Here is a 17,213-nt window from a genome sequence, read left to right as displayed (position 1 = left end):
CCCCAAAGACGTTCGGGCCTCCTCTCCACTCTATGCGGCGGGCCGCGGCGGGGCGCTCAGACGCACGGCGCACGCACCCGGCTCGGTCCCCTCCAGCTCCAGCACCCACACCTCGTTCTCCCCCTCCCGCAGCACCGGGCCGGGGACGTACAGCGAGCGCTGGGGACCCGCGGACCAGTAGCGGCCCAGACCGAAGCCGTTGATCCAGACGAACCCACGGGTCCAGCCCGGCAGTTCCAGCCGCGCGTCCCCGGCACCGCGGACCGTGACGGTGCCCCGGTACAGCCCGGGGGCGCCGTCGCCGGGCAGCGCACCGAAGGGCACCCGGTCGACGCCGTCGTCGAGGGTGTCCAGCCGCAGCCCACGCGCGCGTACCCCGTGCAGATACTGCCGCTCGTGCTGGATGCCCCCGGTGACGCCCTTGGGCTCGCCGCTGCGGGGCCCGTAGTTGACCCGGCCGAGCGACTCCACCCACACCTCCACGCGCGCGTGCCCGGCCACGGGCTTCTCCAGCACGGGATCCTCCTCGGTGAGCACCCCGGCCCGCTCCCCGTCGACGTACACCACCGCCAGGTCCCGCAGACCGCGCAGGGTCAGCGGGTACGGCTGCCGCGGGCCCGGCACGGTCACCTCGTAGCGGACCAGCCCCCGGTCGACGTCGAGCTCCTCGAAGGTGGGCGGGACACCACCGACGCTCTCCCGGCCGCCGAGCGTGTCCAGCATCTCCCCCAAGGACGCCCAACCGGACAGCCCCACCTCCGCCGGGGCACCCAACGGCGCGGGCAGCTCGGGCAGTTCGGGCAGCGGGTCCGGGTGATGGGCGGCGAGGACATCGCGGAAGGCCCAGAACTTCGCCGTGGGGCGCCCGTACTCGTCGATCGGAGCGTCGTAGTCGTACGACGTCACGTCCGGCTCCAGCGGACCCTCGTGCATGTCGCCGCCGCCGCGGTTGGCGCCCGCCCAGCCGGCGAAGCTGGTACCGCCGTGCGCCATGTACAGGTTGACCGAGGCACCGCACTCGAGGATCTCCCGCAGGCTCCGTGCCGCGTCCCCGGCGTCCCGTACCGTGTGCTCGCCGCCCCAGCGGTCGAACCAGCCGCACCAGAACTCCATGCACATCAGCGGTCCCGAGGGGCGGTGCCGGCGCAGCGTCGCGAAGGCCTCACGCGCGCGGGAGCCGAAGTTCACCGTGGCCAGGACGCCCGGCACCGAACCGCCGGAGAGCATGTGGTCCTCGGGCCCGTCCGAGGTGCACAGCGGCACCGTCACACCCTTGGCGCGCAGCAGGTCGGTCAGGTGCCGCAGGTAGACCTCGTCGGAGCCGTAGCTGCCGTACTCGTTCTCGACCTGCACCATGATCACCGGTCCGCCGCGGTCCAGCTGCCGGGGCACGATCTCGTGCAGCAGATGGTGGAACCAGTGGTCCACATGGGCCAGGTAGCGTTCGTCACGCGTACGCGCGCGCGGGCCCAGCTCGCCCGTCAGCCAGTGCGGCAGCCCGCCGTTCTCCCACTCGCCGCAGATGTACGGCCCCGGCCGCACGATCGCCCACAGGCCGGCCTCCCGCACCGCGTCCAGGAAGCGGCCCAGCGCCCGCACGTCCCGGAAGCTGCCGGGGCGCGGCTCGTGCAGGTTCCACGGGACGTACGTCTCCACGCAGTTGAGGCCCATCGCCCGCAGCAGCCCCAGCCGGTGCCGCCAGTGCTCCTCGTGCACCCGGAAGTAGTGCAGCGCCCCGGACAGCAGCCGCACCGGCCGCCCGTCCAGCAGGAAATCCGTGTCTCCCACAGTGAACTCGCTCATGCGCCCACCCTCGCCCCTGGCGGCGATCAACGCCATGGACAAAGATCGGATCCACTTGGACGGAAACAACGGCGAAGCAGCCGGACACGACGCCGGAAACGACGCCGGAAACGACGCCGGAAACGACGTCTGAAGCAACACCGGACACCACGCCTGAAGCGACGCGGGGGAGGAGCACGCGGCCATGTACCACCACTGGATGCGGTACTTCAGCCCCAGCCCGGTCCACCACCGCCTCGGCCTCGTCTGCCTGGGCGTCGGCCTCCAGTACGGCGCCCTGCCCGCCGTCGGACCGCGCACCCTCGACCACCACGTCGCCGTCGTGATCAGCGCCGGCGGCGGCTGGTACCGCACCCCCGACGGACGCCGCACCACCGTCACCGCGCCGGCGCTGCTGTGGCTCACGCCCGGCGTGCCGCACCACTACGCACCCGACCAGGCGACCGGCTGGGACGAGGGGTTCGTCGACTTCACCGGGCCGGCCACCGCCACCTACACCGAACTCGGCTACATCGACCCCGAGCGGCCCGTCGTGCCCCTCGCGGACGCCGCAGGCCCCCGCGCCGTCATCGGCCGCATCGTCCGCGCCTCCCGCCGCGGCAACCCCCTGCTGGAGGTCGAGACCGCCGCCGCCGTCCACGAACTCCTCGTCGCCCTGCGCCGCGCCCGCGCCGGCCTCGCCCCCGACGGCGACGACGTCCTTCAGGCCCTCGCCCGGGACGCATGCACCCCGATGACCGTCGCCGAGCACGCCGCCCGGCACGGCATGACCTCCGCCGAACTGCGCGCCGCCGTCCGCCGCGGCGCCGGATGCAGCCCCAAGGACTACCTGCTCGGCATCCGCCTGGGCCGCGCCAAGGAACTCCTGGCGGCCACCGACCTCCCCGTGGCCGCCGTGGCCCGCCGCGTCGGCTACGACGACCCGGCCTACTTCTCCCGCCTGTTCGCCCGCCGCGTCGGCCTCGCCCCCGTCCGCTTCCGCGCCCAGCAGGGCCGCGCTGTCCCCGGCGACGGGAACGGCCGGTCCCCCGACGGTCCACCGACGAACGCCGGCCCGCGCCCCTTAGGGTTGACCCCCATGACCACCAGCAACACCGGTACCGGTGCCGTCGACCCGTCCGTCCGCGAGGAACTCGAACGGCTGCGCGACAGTATCGACAACATCGACGCGGCCGTCGTGCACATGCTCGCCGAACGCTTCAAGGCCACCCAGCAGGTCGGCCGGCTCAAGGCCGTCCACCAGCTCCCACCGGCCGACCAGGCCCGCGAGGCCCGCCAGATCGCCCGCCTGCGCAGCCTCGCCGAGAACGCCAAGCTCGACCCGGCGTTCGCCGAGAAATTCCTGAACTTCATCATCGCCGAGGTGATCAGGCACCACGAGCGCATCGCCGAGGACACCGTCAACCACCAGGCATCCAACGCCGGCTGACCACCCGCGGGCGTGCCCGCCCGGACCCTCACGCGCACGCATCGTCAACCGGCGAGCACCCGGTGTCAGTGCCGGGACGTAAGCTGGTTGTCCACGTGGGAGGGACGTCGGGCCATGCCGTCGGATGCCAAGATCCTCATCGTCGACGACCACAAGGACACGCTGTACGCGCTGGAGAGCGCCCTCGCCCCGCTGGGCTACCGACTCGGCCGAGCCACCAGCGGAGACGAGGCGCTCAAGCAGGTGCTGCGCGGCCAGGTCGGCCTCCTGCTGTGCGACGTGCGCATGCCCGGCGTCAGCGGCCTGGACGTCGTGCGCTACCTGCGCCGCCTGGAGCAGACCCAGCACATACCGGTCATCCTGCTCACCGGCTTCGGCCCCGACCAGGAACTGACCGCCAGCGCCTTCGCCCTCGGCGTCGCCGACCTCGTCCTCAAACCCGTCGACCCCTGGGCCCTGCGCACCAAGGTCCGCTACCTCTACGACGCCCACCAGCACCGGCTCGCCCTGGAACAGGAGATCCGCGAACTGCGCGCCCTGGTCAAGGAGGACCCCACCCGGCACCACGACCACACCGCGCACCCCTCCCTGCCCCACCCCGACGCCCACGTCCCACCCCCGCGCGACGGGTACCGCACCGGCGCGGGCCGCGACCGGCCCTGACCCCGGCGCACGCCCCACATCCCCCGGCGCGGACCGGACATATGGCGCGTACCGATCCGCCCCTGTGCCGTGTCAGCGACATCAGGCAGCATGTCGTGCATGTCCGTACTGACGCGCGACGAAGCGCAGACCCGTGCCCAGCTCCTCGACGTCCACCACTACACGATCGACCTCGACCTGACCACCGGGGACGAGACCTTCGACTCGCGTGCCGTCATCCGGTTCACCGTACGGCCGGACAGCACCACCGTGGACACCTTCGTCGAGATCAAGCCCGCCGAGCTGCGCTCCGTCACCCTCGACGGACAGCCCCTCGACCCGGAAACCCTGGACCAGGACCGCCTGCCCCTGAAGGACCTCACCCCCGGCGAGCACGAACTGCGCGTCGAAGCGACGATGCGCTACTCCCGCACCGGCGAGGGCATGCACCGCTTCACCGACCCCACCGACGGCGAGACCTACGTCTACACCCAGCTCTTCATGGAAGACGTGCAGCGCGTCTTCGCCGCCTTCGACCAGCCCGACCTCAAAGCCGTCTTCGAGCTGACCGTCAAAGCCCCCCAGGGCTGGACCGTACTCGCCAACGGCATCACCGAACACCTCGGCGACGGACGCTGGCAGGCCGCCCCCACCCCGCCACTGTCCACCTACCTCGTCGCCGTCGCCGCCGGCCCCTTCCACTCCGTACGCACCGAACACCGCGGCCTGCCCTTCGGCATCCACTGCCGCCGCTCACTCGCCCCCCACCTCGACGCCGACGCCGACGAGATCCTCGACGTCACCCGCGCGTGCTTCGACCGCTACCACGAGAAGTTCGACGAGCCCTACCCCTTCGACTCCTACGACCAGGCATTCGTACCCGAGTTCAACGCCGGCGCCATGGAGAACCCCGGCCTCGTCACCTTCGCCGACAAGTTCGTCTACCGCTCCGCCGTCACCGACACCGAACGCCAGACCCGCGCCATGGTCATCGCCCACGAGATGGCCCACATGTGGTTCGGCGACCTCGTCACCCTCAAGTGGTGGGACGACATCTGGCTCAACGAGTCCTTCGCCGAGTTCATGGGCTACCAGACCACCCTCGAGGCAACCCGCTTCACCGAACCCTGGGTCGAGTTCGGCGTCGTCCGCAAATCCTGGGGCTACGACGCCGACCAGCGCCCCACCACCCACCCCGTCGCCCCCGAAGCCGTCGACGACACCGCCGCCGCCCTGCTCAACTTCGACGGCATCTCCTACGCCAAGGGCGCCTCCGCCCTGCGCCAGCTGGTCGCCTGGCTCGGCGAGAAGGACTTCCTGGCCGGCATCAACACCCACTTCGCCCGCCACAAGTTCGCCAACGCCACCCTCGCCGACTTCATCGACTCCCTCGCAGCCAACACCGAACGCGACGTCCACGCCTGGGCCGACGCCTGGCTGCGCACCACCGGCGTCGACACCCTCACCCCACGGCTGACCACCGACGGCGCCACCTGCGCCCTGACCGTCGAACGCACCGGCAGCCGCCCACACCGCGTCTCCGTCGGCCTCTACGACCAGGACCTCGCCGACGAGGGCCGGCTCACCCTGCGCGAACGCATCGACGTCGACGTCCCGCAGACCGACCCCAAGCCCATCGGCAAACGCCCCTCGCTGCTCGTCCTCAACGACGGCGACCTGACCTACACCAAGATCCGCTTCGACCCCGAATCCTTCCAGGCGGTGCGCACCAGCCTGTCCGGCCTGCCCGACCCGCTCACCCGCACCGTGGTGTGGAACGCCCTCAGGGACGCCGTCCGCGACGGCGAACTCCCGCCCGCCGCCTACTTGGACACCGCCCGCACCCACCTCCCGCACGAGACCGACCTCGCACTCGTACAGGGCGTGCTCGCCTTCGCCGCCACCCAGGTCGCCGACCGCTACCTCAGCCCCGAGGAACGGCCCGCCGCCCTGGCCACCCTCACCGCGCTGTGCCGCGACCTCATCCGCCGCACCGAGGACGGCGACAACCCCGGCCTGCGCCTGATCGCCGTACGCCACTACATCGACGTCGCCGCCCACCCCGACACCATCGCCGCCTGGCTCGCCGACGGCACCGTGCCCGGCGGACCGGAACTCGACCCCGAGCTGCGCTGGCGCATCCTGGGCCGGCTCGCCGTCCTCGGCGCCACCGACGAGACCACCATCGCCGCCGAACTGGAACGCGACCCCAGCGCCAGCGGCCAGGAAGGCGCCGCCCGCTGCCGGGCCGCCCTGCCCGACCCCGAGGCCAAGCGCCGCGCCTGGGAGGCGATGTTCACCGACGACACCCTCTCCAACTACCTCTTCGCGGCCACCGCCCAGGGCTTCTGGCAGCCCGAACAGGCCGACCTGGTACGCGAGTACGTGCCCCGCTACTACCAGGACGCACCCGCCCTCGCCGCCCGCCGCGGCCCCGCCATCGCCATCGCCACCGGCCGCCTCGCCTTCCCCGCCCACGCCGTCGACGCCGAGAACCTCCGCCTCGGCGAAGCCTGCCTGCGCGACGCCGACCCCGTCACCGCCCTGCGCCGCAAACTCGCCGACGAACTCGACGACCTCGCCCGCGCACTGCGCGTACGCCAGGCACAGGACCGCTCCTAGGGCCCGCCAGGAACACGACCGCTCCCAGTGCCCTAGGACCGGCGACGTAGGGCACGTCTGGTCCCCGCCGACGATGCGGCGGGCCGGTCGTCCTGTCTAGGGTCGGCAGAGCCCGAGGACGATCAGCCCGAGCATCCGAGGAGAAAACGTGATCGCAGTGACCGGCGCCACCGGCAACGTCGGCCGTGCCCTGGTGGAACGGCTCGTCGCCGCCGGCCGGCCCGTACGGGCACTGACCCGCGACCCCCAGCGGGCCGCACTGCCGCAGGACGCCGAGGTGGTGCGGTTCAGCCCCGAAGAAGGCCCCGCCCTGTTCGAAGGCGCGTCCAAACTGTTCCTGTACGTGCAGGCGGGCGGCGACCGGACCGCCGCCCTCCTGGACGCGGCCCGCAAGGCAGGCGTCCAGCACGTCGTGCTGCTCTCCTCCGCCATCATCCAGGACGGCGCCGACGAGACCCACCCCATCCACGTCATGCACGCCACCGCGGAACGCCAGATCCGCGACAGCGGCCTTCACTGGACCTTCCTGCGACCGGGCGCCTTCGCCACCAACGCCATGCAATGGGCTCCCCAGATCCGCGCCTCGGACACCGTCCGCGGCGTCTACGCGGACATGGTCACCGCCCCCATCCACGAGGACGACATCGCCGCCGTCGCCGAACGCGCCCTCCTCGACCCCGGACACGAAGGCGCCGCCCACCGCCTCACCGGCCCCGAAGCCGTCACCAACGCCCAGCAGATCACCGCGATCGGCCGGGCGGTCGGCCGCGACCTGCGGTTCGTGGAAGCACCTCCCGAGGAGATCGGCCCCGAACTGTTCCCGAACGTCCCCCCGGACTTCCTGCACGGCCTCCTGAAGACCTTCGAGGCCACCGTGGGCGCCACCCCGGAGATCACCACCACCGTCGAGAAGATCACCGGCGTCCCCGCCCGCACCTTCGCCCAGTGGGCGCACGACCACGCGGACGACTTCCGCGGCTGACCGGGCCGGCGCGCCCGGCGCCACACCAGGGCGCCGTCCACCGCCCCACCGGCCCCGAGGCCGCCGCCCACACCCAGCTGCCTGCCGCGATCGGCAGGACGGCCGGCGGCTACCGGCGGTGCGCGCGGACGGCGCCGCCGACCGCCACCGGCGTCCCCGGCGCGCACCGCCCCCGCAGCCGAACGGGCACCGGCCGGCGCGTCAGCCCCGGCCGACGCGCAACTCCGCCCGCCGCACACCCCGCTCACGCGGCCCCGCCCGCCGGTTGCCCACCTCCGCGCCGACCGCCGACTCCTCCTCCAGCACGAAACCGAGCCCCTCCAGGAAACGCTCACCCGGCCGCCAGCCGGGCGGGACCGTCGCCCGCACCCGGGAGACACCCTCCGCTCGCGCGAGCAGCGCCCCGGCCACCGCCCGGCCCAGCCCCCGCCCACGGGCCCACGGCGCCAGCAGGAACATGCCCACCGACACCGCACCCGGCTCCGGGTGGTCCCGCACCGCGTCCACCAGGCCCGTCACCACCCCGCCCCGCTCCACGACCAGGAGCACCTTGTCCTCCGGCCGGGCCCCCTCCGGCAGCGCGTAGAACAGGCTCTGCACATCACCGGGCGCCGACGGCAGCCCCGTCGCGGCCACGAACCAGTCCTCGCACGCCTCGAACAGCGCCAGCAGCGGCGCCTCGTCCGCCGGGACCGGCTCCCGCACCACCACCCGCTCACCGGGCACATCCAGCATCCACGCGTCAACCATCAGACCGATGCCACCACCCTCCGGTACGTCCCCAACACGTTTTCCCCGCACGGGAGTACCCACTTCCCGGTCCGCTCGTTGAACTTTCAGGATGCGCAGCCCCATCCGCGTACAAGCCGGAACCACCGCTGCGGATGCCCCCTCGCCCGCGCCCCGGAGGAGAGCCCATGAGCCTGCCGCCCCTCGCCTCAGGACCCGACGGCCCCGCGGCCCTCAGGCCGCTGCTCGACACCGTCCTCGACGCCCTGCGCGAAGGCGGCCGCTCCCGCGGCGGCCCACTGCCCGAAGGCGGCCCGCAGGCCGTCACCGCCCGCATCACCGACGCCGCCGGCGACATCCTGCCCCACAACGGCGAACCCGACGCCCTGCGCACCCTCGTACACGCCCTCGCCCAAGGCTCCGCCGACCCCGCCGACCCGCTGTGCACCGCCCATCTGCACTGCCCGCCACTCGCCGTCGCCACCGCCGCCGATCTCGCCGCGAGCACCCTCAACCCCTCCCTCGACTCCTGGGACCAGGCCCCCGCCGCCTCCGCCCTCGAAGCCCTCGTCACCCGCGCCCTCGCCCACGAGACCGGCCTCGCCGACGCCCTCGTCACCACCGGCGGCACCGAAGCCAACCAACTCGCCCTCCTGCTCGCCCGCGAAGCCCACGGCGGCAGCGTCCGACTGGTGTGCGGAGCCAACGCCCACCACTCCCTGCCCCGCGCCGCCTGGCTGCTCGGCCTGCCCGACCCGGTCGTCGTCCCCGCGCCGGGCGGCACCCTCGACCCCGCCGCCCTCGACGAAGCCCTCACCCGCCTGCCCCGCCCGCTGCTCGTCGCCGCCACCGCCGGCACCACCGACGCCGGCCTCATCGACCCGCTGCCCGAGATCGCCGGCCTGTGCGCCGCCCACGGCGCCCGACTGCACATCGACGCCGCCTACGGCGGAGCCCTGATCTTCAGCGACCGCCACCGGGAAAAACTCGCCGGACTCGAAGCCGCCCACACCGTCGCCCTCGACCTGCACAAACTCGGCTGGCAGCCGATCGCCGCCGGCCTCCTCGCCGTCGCCCGCCCCCGCGACCTCGCCGTCCTGAACCAGCGAGCCGACTACCTCAACGCCGACGACGACACCGAAGCCGGCCACCCCGACCTGCTCGGCCGCTCCCTGCGCACCACCCGCCGCGCGGACATCCTCAAGATCGCCGTCACCCTCAAGACCCTCGGCCGCACCGGCATCGGCGCCCTCATCGACCAGGTCTGCGCCCAAGCCCGGCAGTTCGCCGCCCTCGTCCACGACCACCCCGGCTTCGAACTCCACGACCGGCCCGTCATCAGCACCGTCCTGTTCCGGCCCACAGGCGCCACCGACGACGCCGTCGCCGACGTACGCCGCAGACTCCTCCAGGACGGCCGCGCCGTCCTCGGCCGGGCCCGAATGGACGGCCGCCTCTGGCTCAAGGCCACCCTCCTCAACCCCCACACCGGGCCCGACGACCTGGCCCACCTCCTGAAACTCGTGGAAGGAACCACCCCCAGATGACCATCCCCCCACGCCACGAGCCCGAAGCGCCACGCGACCTGGTCGGCATCGGCATCGGCCCCTTCAACCTCTCCCTCGCCGCCCTCGCCCACCCCCTCCCCGAACTCGATGCCGTCTTCTACGAACAGCGCCCCGGCTTCGACTGGCACCCCGGCCTGCTCATCGACGGCGCACGCATCCAAGTCCCCTTCCTCGCCGACCTGGTCACCCTCGCCGACCCCGCCAGCCCCTGGAGCTTCCTCAACTACCTCAGGGCCCGCGACCGGCTCTTCCCCTTCTACTTCGCCGAGCGCTTCCACATCCAGCGCGCCGAATACGACGCCTACTGCCGCTGGGTCTCCCAGAACGTCCCCGGACTGCGCTTCTCCCACCAGGTCGACTCCGTCCGCTGGAACCCCGAACGCGCCCTCTTCGAAGTCGACTTCACCCAACTCGACACCGACGGAGAGACCGAGACCCTCGGCCGCACCCACACCAGGAACATCGTCCTCGGCGTCGGCACCGCACCCCACGTACCGGACCCGCTGAAACCCCTCGTCGAAGCCCCCGGCGTCCCCGTCGTCCACGCCGCCGACTACCTCGACCACCGCGACACCATCCTCGCCGCCGGCCACGTCACCGTCGTCGGCTCCGGACAGTCCGGCGCCGAAGTCTTCCTCGACCTGCTCCGCCACCGCCCCGCAGGCCACGAACGGCTCCACTGGATCGGCCGCACCGAGTCCTTCGCACCCATGGAGTACTCAAAACTCGGCCTGGAACACTTCACCCCCGACTACACCCGCTACTTCCACGCCCTCGACCAGCCCACCCGGGACCGGCTCGTCGCCTCCCAATGGCAGCTCCACAAGGGCATCGACGCCGACACCATGGCCGACATCCACGACGAGCTCTACCAGCGCACCCTGCACGGCGGCTGGCCCGACACCGTCCTCACCCCCGGCGTCCACGTCCGCACCGCCGGACGCATCGCCACCAGCAAGATCGAACTCCACCTCGAACACGTCCAGCAAGGCACCCGCTCCCGCCTCACCACCGACGCCGTCGTCCTCGCCACCGGCTACCGCGAACGCCCCCTCGGCCAACTCCTCGCCGGCCTCGACCCCTACCTGCGCCGCGACAGCGGCGAACGCCCCCGAGTCGACGAACACTTCCGGATGGTCCTCGACCCCTCCGTCACCGGAACGGTGTACGTACAGAACGCCGAACTCCACACCCACGGCGTCGGCGCCCCCGACCTCGGCCTCGCCGCCTGGCGCAGCGCCACCATCCTCAACACCCTGACCGGCAAGGACCCCTACCCCCTGCCCGCCCGCACCGCCTTCACCACCTTCGGCCTCGACCGGCAAGCCCAGGTCCCCGACACCCGCCGGCCCGACATGATCCTCACCCCCCTCGTCGACGGCAGGTAGGAATCCCCGCCGACAGCGGGGATTCCCGGCCCACTAGAAGACGGACGTGCCGTTCCGCGTGAGCTTCCAGTCCACCGACGCGAAGTCCTTCGGATCCAGCACACCCTTCGCGGTCACCCACTCCGCGATCCGGGTACGGATCTCCGTCGACTCCGACCACAACTCCTTGGCCGAAGCGACGAACGGGAACGCACCGCCGCCATTGGCCCGGTAGTTGTTCACCGCCAGTACGAACTGCTGGGCGTCGTCCAGAGCGGCACCGCCGAAGGTCAGGTTCTTGATCCGCGAACCGGCCGCCTGGGCGATGTCGATCTCGTACCGGAAGCCCGAGACATAGTCGTAGTTGTAGTCCGGACGGCCGCTCGCGTTGGTCAGCTTCTCCACGTCGACCGCCGCGTCGGCGGCCGTCTGCACGAAGTACTCCGCCGAGTACTCCAGGTACGCCCGCAGTTGCGCGCCCGTCATCAGCTTCGCGACCAGCGTGTTGTCGTACACGTACAGGCTGGAGAGATCCCGGATCGTCACATTGCCGGCTGGGATCTGAGAGGTGCGGGAGAACGGCGAGGCCTGCGCGACCACGGGCAGCGAGGCGTACTCGGTGCCCACGAGCGCCGCCTTGACCACGTCCTCCTGGACCTTCGTGATCAAGTCGATGATCGGGGCGTCCTTGTAGCGGGCCTCGACCGTGGTCAGGGTCGCGGTGGCGGTGCCGACGACCTGGTTGACGTACTCGACGACCTTCGCGTGCTCGTCCGCCAGCAGCTTGGTGATCTTCGGGTCGTCGGCGACCGAGTTGGAATTCCGCAGCGACGCGGCAACCGACTCGACCTCCCACCTGCCCTTGCTGAACACCAGCTCGATGTCGAACAGCGTGAGCCGCTCGGCGAAGCACAGCGGCTCCGACAGCACGACCGTCCGGCCGGTCGCCTCGTTGGTGACCTTCAGCTCCGGGATCTCCACATGCGCGTGCCCGACCAGGATCGCGTCGATGCCCGGCACCTGCCTGGCGACGTTGGCGGCCGCGTTCTCCACGTACGGCACCTGGTCACCGTACGACGACGTGCCCGAGGAGCCGCTGTGCGCCGACACCACCACGACGTCCGCGCCCATCGAACGCAGCTTCGGCACCCACTTCGCCGCCTGCTCCTCCAGACCCGGGAAGGTCAGCTTCCCCTGCACATACGCCTTGTCCCAGATCGCGATACCAGGGTTGGTCAGACCCAGGACGGCGACCTTCACCGGCGGGGCGCCCGGCACATGGAACTTCTTGATGAAGTACGGCGGGAACGCGGGCTTCTGCGTCTTCGCGTCCAGCGCGTTCGCGCCCAGGAGCGGGAAGTGGAGCTGTTGCTCGAACTTCCGCAGCGTCTCGATGCCGTAGTTGAACTCGTGATTGCCCAGCGCCGCCGCGTCATAGCCGATCGCGTTCATCGCCTGCGCCATCGGATGCACCGGACCGCCCTTGGCGGTGATCGGGTCCACCTTCGCGTAGTAGTACGTCAGCGGGGTGCCCTGGATCGTGTCGCCCGCGTCCAGCAGCAGGGTGTTGCAGCGGCCCCGCTCCTCGCGCACCTGGTCGACCAGGGTCGAGATCCGGGCCAGGCCCATCGCGTTGCCCGCCTTGTCGGAGTACTCCGCGTCCTTGAAGTAGTCCCAGTTGAAGACGTGCCCGTGCAGGTCCGTCGTGCCCATCACGGTGAGCGAATACCGCTTCGGCTGCTTCGCCGGCTTCCCGGGCTTCTTCGCTTCCGCCGCCTCGGCCGACGGAGCCGCCGCCGCACCGGCGATCGCCACCCCCGCCCCGGTCACGGCGGACTTCTTCAGGAACTTCCGACGGTTCAACGGCATGTCTCGATCTCCTCGGGAAACGGTCAACGACGCGCGTAGATTCTGACCCGTTCATGACTTGCCGCAACAGATACGGCAGGTTGCGATCTGGTGACCTAACCGGTCAACTCCCGCCTCGCCAACCGAAAAGACCTGACAGAGTGGGACGTATGACCACCCCCCACGGCACCCCGGACGCCCCCCTCCTCGTAGTCCGCGGCGAAACCGAACTGGAAGTCGAACCCGAGATCGCCCGCATCAGCATCACGGTCACCGCCCGCGGCCGCGACCGACGCACCACCCTCGACGACCTCACCCGCCGCAACACCACCGCCCTCGACCTGATCAAGTCCTACGGAGACACCGTCGAACGCCTCTCCACCGGCGCCTTCTCCATCACCCCCGAACTCAGCGAACGCGGCCGCGGCGAACGCGTCCACGCCTACCACGGCCGCGTCCACCTCACCGCCGACCTCACCGACTTCACCGTCCTCGGCGAACTCACCACCCGCCTCGCCGACATGGAACTCACCCGCCTCGACGGACCCTGGTGGCTCCTACGCCCCGACTCACCCGTACACCGCCAAGCCCGACAGCAAGCAGTACGAGAAGCCGTCCAGCGCGCCCACGAATACGCCGCCGCCCTCGGCACCACCGTCGCCGCCCTCATCGAACTCGCCGACACCGGCACCGACCGACCCCGCTCCACCCGCGCCCCCTTCGAACGCGGCGTCCACCGCGCCTCCCTCGCCGCCGGCGCCGAGCCCCCCGAACCGCTTGACCTGGAACCCGAACGCCTCCGCGTCAGCGCTCAGGTCAGCGCCCAATTCACCATGGCCCCGCCACGGCTGTGAAAAGGAACGGCGCTCACATTCCGTTCGGAAGCAATTCCAGCCAGTGCCGCAAAAATGCTCATCAGAGCGGCCGGTCGCACAATTCAACACTTGTCAACGAGGCTTCATCCAAAGGACGTTGAGTAGTCACGCCCCACCGAATCTCTACCGGCGGGTAAGGCCTAGGCTCGAAACATGCGCCGAGCAAAGATCGTCTGTACTCTTGGGCCCGCCACCGACACATACGACCAGATCAAGGCACTGGTCGACGCCGGAATGGACGTCGCCCGATTCAACCTCAGCCACGGCGGATACGCCGAGCACGAGGAGCGCTACCACCACGTACGAAAGGCCTCGGACGAGACCGGGCGCAGCGTCGGACTCCTCGCCGACCTTCAGGGCCCGAAGATCCGACTCGGCCGATTCGCCGAAGGCCCCGTACTCCTTGAACGCGGCGACTCCTTCACCATCACCGTCGAACCACACGCCGAAGGCGACCGCCACCAGTGCGGAACCACCTACTCCGGCCTCGCCGCCGACGTCACCCCCGGCGAACGCGTCCTCGTCGACGACGGCAAGGTCTGCCTCGAAGTCACCGCCGTCGACGGCCCCCGCATCCGCACCACCGTCGTCGAGGGCGGCATCATCTCCGACCACAAGGGCCTCAACCTCCCCGGCGTCGCCGTCTCCGTCCCCGCCCTCTCCGAAAAGGACGAAGCCGACCTGCGCTGGGCGCTGCGCACCGGCTTCGACGTCATCGCCCTGTCCTTCGTCCGCAGCGGCAAGGACATCGAGGACGTCCACCGGATCATGGACGAGGAGGGCCGCCACCTCCCGGTGGTCGCCAAGGTCGAGAAACCGCAGGCCGTCGACGCCATCGAGGACATCGTCGCCGCCTTCGACGGCATCATGGTCGCCCGCGGCGACCTCGGCGTCGAAATGCCTCTCGAACAGGTCCCCCTCGTCCAGAAGCGCGCGATCAAACTGGCCAAGCGCAACGCCAAGCCGGTGATCGTCGCCACCCAGATGCTGGACTCGATGATCGACAACTCCCGCCCGACCCGAGCGGAGGCCTCCGACGTCGCCAACGCGGTCATCGACGGCACCGACGCCGTGATGCTCTCCGGCGAGACCAGCGTCGGGAAGTACCCCGTCGAGACGGTCCGCACCATGTCCAAGATCGTCGAAGCCGCCGAGGAAGACCTCCTGGCCAAGGGCCTCCCACCCCTCACCGAGAACAACAAGCCCCGCACCCAGGCCGGCGCCGTCGCCCGCGCCGCCGCGGAGATGGGCGACTTCCTCGGCGCCAAGTTCCTCGTCGCCTTCACCCAGTCGGGCGACACCGCCCGCCGCCTCTCCCGCTACCGCTCACCGATCCCCCTCCTGGCCTTCACCCCGGAACCGGCGACACGGTCCCAGCTCGCCGTGACCTGGGGCGCCGAAACCTTCTTGGTGCCGGACGTCGGCTCGACCGACGCGATGGTCGACCAGGTGGATGAACTGCTCCTGCGGTACGGCCGCTGCCGCCCGGGCGACACCGTCGTCATCACGGCTGGCTCCCCGCCCGGTGTCTCCGGCTCGACGAACATGGTGCGGGTGCACCACATCGGCGAGGACGACTGCTGACCCTGCGGGGCCCTTATCAGTGCTTGGGGCCCACGTGGGTGTCCATGAGGGCTACGGAGGCTTTGCGGGCGACGGAGATGTTGAAGGGGGTTCCGTTGCGCGTGCACTGCGTCCACTCGACGCCGAGCGTGTCGAGGGTGTCGGTGTAGAGGCGGCGGATGTCCTCGGAGACGTTGGTGAAGAAGTACCGCGGGTATTCGTAGCGCTTGCGCTCACCGGCGATGACCTTCTCGGTCCAGTTGGTGATGCGGCAGCCGTCTGAGTGGATGAGGCCCCGGATGAATTTCCAGGGGTAGGCGTCGACGATGTCCTGTTGCCAGGGCGCGAGGACGATGCGACGTTCGTGTTTCTTGCCGGGGCCGTGTTGGGGGAACAAGAGGGGCCAGTGAGCGTAGTAGCTGGTCACCATCGCGCAGCCCTGCTTCTGAAGCGTGTAGACGCCGACGCCGGGGCGCACTTTTGCGATGGCCTCCCGGCACTGTTGAAGGAGTCCGGGCCACGCATCGGCGCACGCGATTCTCAGGTGGTAGCCGCTGCGCGGGTGAGGACTGATGCACCCGTCACCGAGATAGAGGCCGAGCAAGTAGGCGTACGCGCGGTCGTCGGACGGTGGTCCGGGGTCCGGCGGCACCATGCGGGGTAGCGGTTCGAGGCGGTCCTGCCACGAGCGGATCGCGGCGCGCGAGATGCCGGTCTCGTGGCTCACCGAGTTGAGGCTGCGGCCCTGGGCGACCAGGGCGAGGGCTCGCTTGCGTGTGCTGACGTCGTACATGTGACCCACTGTGGGTCACTGATCGTGACGCTGTGCATGAAAAAGCGGAGGACCACGCGAACGTGATCCTCCGCTTAAAGGTGCCCGGTGTGGGATTCGAACCCACATGCCCTAAGGCACGGTGGTTTGAGCACCGCGAGTCTGACCAGATTCCTCCAACCGGGCAGGCCGTGGAACTGCTGGGAAGTGTACCGGGTGACCACGGGATGCCGCAGCTAGGTAGGCTCTGGGGCAGCAGCACCTGCCCGGCCCGTACCAAGGAGCCCCCGTGACCGCCCCCGAGTCGCCCCAGCCCGTAGACGTGCCCGATGACGACAAGTCGCACGTGCCTCCGCTGACGACCCGTGTCGTCATCGCCGAGGACGAGGCCCTGATCCGGCTCGATCTCAAAGAGATGCTGGAGGAGGAGGGGTACACCGTCGTAGGCGAGGCCGGTGACGGTGAGCAGGCGGTGGAGCTGGCCCGTGAGCACAAGCCGGACCTGGTCATCCTGGACGTGAAGATGCCGAAGCTGGACGGCATCTCCGCGGCGGAGAAGATCGCCGAGGAGTCCATCGCGCCCGTGCTGATGCTCACCGCCTTCTCCCAGCGCGACCTGGTCGAGCGGGCCCGGGACGCGGGCGCCATGGCGTACCTCGTGAAGCCGTTCAGCAAGAGTGATGTCGTGCCGGCGATCGAGATGGCCGTCTCGCGCTTCACGGAGCTGAAGCAGTTGGAGAAGGAGGTCGCCGACCTCACGCTGCGGCTGGAGACGCGCAAGCTGGTGGACCGGGCGAAGTCGATCCTCCAGACGGAGTACGGGCTGACCGAGCCGGCGGCGTTCCGCTGGATCCAGAAGACGTCGATGGACCGGCGGATGTCGATGCAGCAGGTCGCGGAGGCTGTCATCGCGGACAGCGAGGAGAAGAAGGCGGGCAAGGGCTGAGCCCTTCGCACGTACGCGGCGAGGCCCGCGCCCCGGAGAAACGGGCGCGGGCCTCGTCGTATATACG

The 17,213-nt window shown here is 70.7% G+C and carries 13 protein-coding genes, 1 tRNA gene and 1 pseudogene; 10 read left to right on the top strand and 5 right to left on the bottom strand.

The window, feature by feature from the left end; all coding sequences use genetic code 11:
- Positions 1-30 precede the first annotated feature (30 nt).
- Entirely contained in the window at positions 31-1,803 is a 1,773-nt protein-coding gene (locus tag ACFY01_RS08720; RefSeq protein ID WP_390734953.1) for a beta-galactosidase family protein, read from the bottom strand.
- A gap of 184 nt (positions 1,804-1,987) precedes the next feature.
- On the opposite strand from ACFY01_RS08720, the pseudogene ACFY01_RS08715 reads away from it, so the two are divergent.
- From ACFY01_RS08715 to ACFY01_RS08695, 5 genes and pseudogenes are all read left to right on the top strand, one after another.
- Positions 1,988-2,845, top strand: a pseudogene (locus tag ACFY01_RS08715) (helix-turn-helix domain-containing protein); the annotation flags it as partial.
- A gap of 36 nt (positions 2,846-2,881) precedes the next feature.
- Positions 2,882-3,232, top strand: a complete 351-nt coding sequence (locus ACFY01_RS08710) for a chorismate mutase (protein WP_390735272.1) — start codon at positions 2,882-2,884, stop codon at positions 3,230-3,232.
- 114 nt (positions 3,233-3,346) lie between these two features.
- Complete coding sequence (locus tag ACFY01_RS08705) at positions 3,347-3,895, top strand: two-component system response regulator (protein ID WP_390734952.1); 549 nt, start codon at positions 3,347-3,349, stop codon at positions 3,893-3,895.
- A gap of 99 nt (positions 3,896-3,994) precedes the next feature.
- The gene (gene pepN, locus ACFY01_RS08700) at positions 3,995-6,496 is read left to right on the top strand and encodes an aminopeptidase N (protein WP_390734951.1); all 2,502 of its coding nucleotides are present in this window, start codon (positions 3,995-3,997) and stop codon (positions 6,494-6,496) included.
- A gap of 148 nt (positions 6,497-6,644) precedes the next feature.
- On the top strand, positions 6,645-7,478 hold the full coding sequence (locus tag ACFY01_RS08695) for an NAD(P)H-binding protein (RefSeq protein ID WP_390734950.1): 834 nt from the start codon (positions 6,645-6,647) through the stop codon (positions 7,476-7,478).
- A gap of 201 nt (positions 7,479-7,679) precedes the next feature.
- Here ACFY01_RS08695 and ACFY01_RS08690 read toward each other — a convergent pair whose 3' ends face one another.
- Complete coding sequence (locus tag ACFY01_RS08690; RefSeq protein ID WP_390734949.1) at positions 7,680-8,228, bottom strand: GNAT family N-acetyltransferase; 549 nt, start codon at positions 8,226-8,228, stop codon at positions 7,680-7,682.
- Between the two features lie 167 nt (positions 8,229-8,395).
- On the opposite strand from ACFY01_RS08690, the gene ACFY01_RS08685 reads away from it, so the two are divergent.
- Both ACFY01_RS08685 and ACFY01_RS08680 read left to right on the top strand, forming a co-directional pair.
- Complete coding sequence (locus ACFY01_RS08685) at positions 8,396-9,754, top strand: pyridoxal phosphate-dependent decarboxylase family protein (protein ID WP_390734948.1); 1,359 nt, start codon at positions 8,396-8,398, stop codon at positions 9,752-9,754.
- Positions 9,751-11,163, top strand: a complete 1,413-nt coding sequence (locus ACFY01_RS08680) for a lysine N(6)-hydroxylase/L-ornithine N(5)-oxygenase family protein (RefSeq protein WP_390734947.1) — start codon at positions 9,751-9,753, stop codon at positions 11,161-11,163. Before ACFY01_RS08685 ends, ACFY01_RS08680 begins: the two co-directional genes overlap by 4 nt.
- Positions 11,164-11,196: 33 nt before the next feature.
- Here ACFY01_RS08680 and ACFY01_RS08675 read toward each other — a convergent pair whose 3' ends face one another.
- Complete coding sequence (locus tag ACFY01_RS08675; protein ID WP_390734946.1) at positions 11,197-13,011, bottom strand: bifunctional metallophosphatase/5'-nucleotidase; 1,815 nt, start codon at positions 13,009-13,011, stop codon at positions 11,197-11,199.
- Positions 13,012-13,160: 149 nt separating this feature from the next.
- On the opposite strand from ACFY01_RS08675, the gene ACFY01_RS08670 reads away from it, so the two are divergent.
- Both ACFY01_RS08670 and pyk read left to right on the top strand, forming a co-directional pair.
- On the top strand, positions 13,161-13,844 hold the full coding sequence (locus tag ACFY01_RS08670) for an SIMPL domain-containing protein (RefSeq protein ID WP_390734945.1): 684 nt from the start codon (positions 13,161-13,163) through the stop codon (positions 13,842-13,844).
- 174 nt (positions 13,845-14,018) lie between these two features.
- Positions 14,019-15,449, top strand: a complete 1,431-nt coding sequence (pyk, locus tag ACFY01_RS08665; RefSeq protein WP_390734944.1) for a pyruvate kinase — start codon at positions 14,019-14,021, stop codon at positions 15,447-15,449.
- A 16-nt stretch (positions 15,450-15,465) separates the two neighbouring features.
- Here the strand turns inward: pyk and ACFY01_RS08660 are convergent, their stop codons facing one another.
- The gene (locus ACFY01_RS08660; RefSeq protein ID WP_390734943.1) at positions 15,466-16,221 is read right to left on the bottom strand and encodes a transcriptional regulator; all 756 of its coding nucleotides are present in this window, start codon (positions 16,219-16,221) and stop codon (positions 15,466-15,468) included.
- Positions 16,222-16,302: 81 nt separating this feature from the next.
- A tRNA-Leu gene (locus tag ACFY01_RS08655) sits at positions 16,303-16,386 on the bottom strand.
- Between the two features lie 103 nt (positions 16,387-16,489).
- On the opposite strand from ACFY01_RS08655, the gene ACFY01_RS08650 reads away from it, so the two are divergent.
- On the top strand, positions 16,490-17,146 hold the full coding sequence (locus ACFY01_RS08650) for an ANTAR domain-containing response regulator (RefSeq protein ID WP_390734942.1): 657 nt from the start codon (positions 16,490-16,492) through the stop codon (positions 17,144-17,146).
- The last annotated feature ends 67 nt before the right edge of the window (positions 17,147-17,213 follow it).

It is taken from the genome of Streptomyces sp. NPDC001480, from assembly GCF_042894725.1.
In the GTDB taxonomy this organism is placed as follows: Bacteria; Actinomycetota; Actinomycetes; order Streptomycetales; family Streptomycetaceae; genus Streptomyces.
This window is presented reverse-complemented; position numbering and strand designations above follow the sequence as displayed.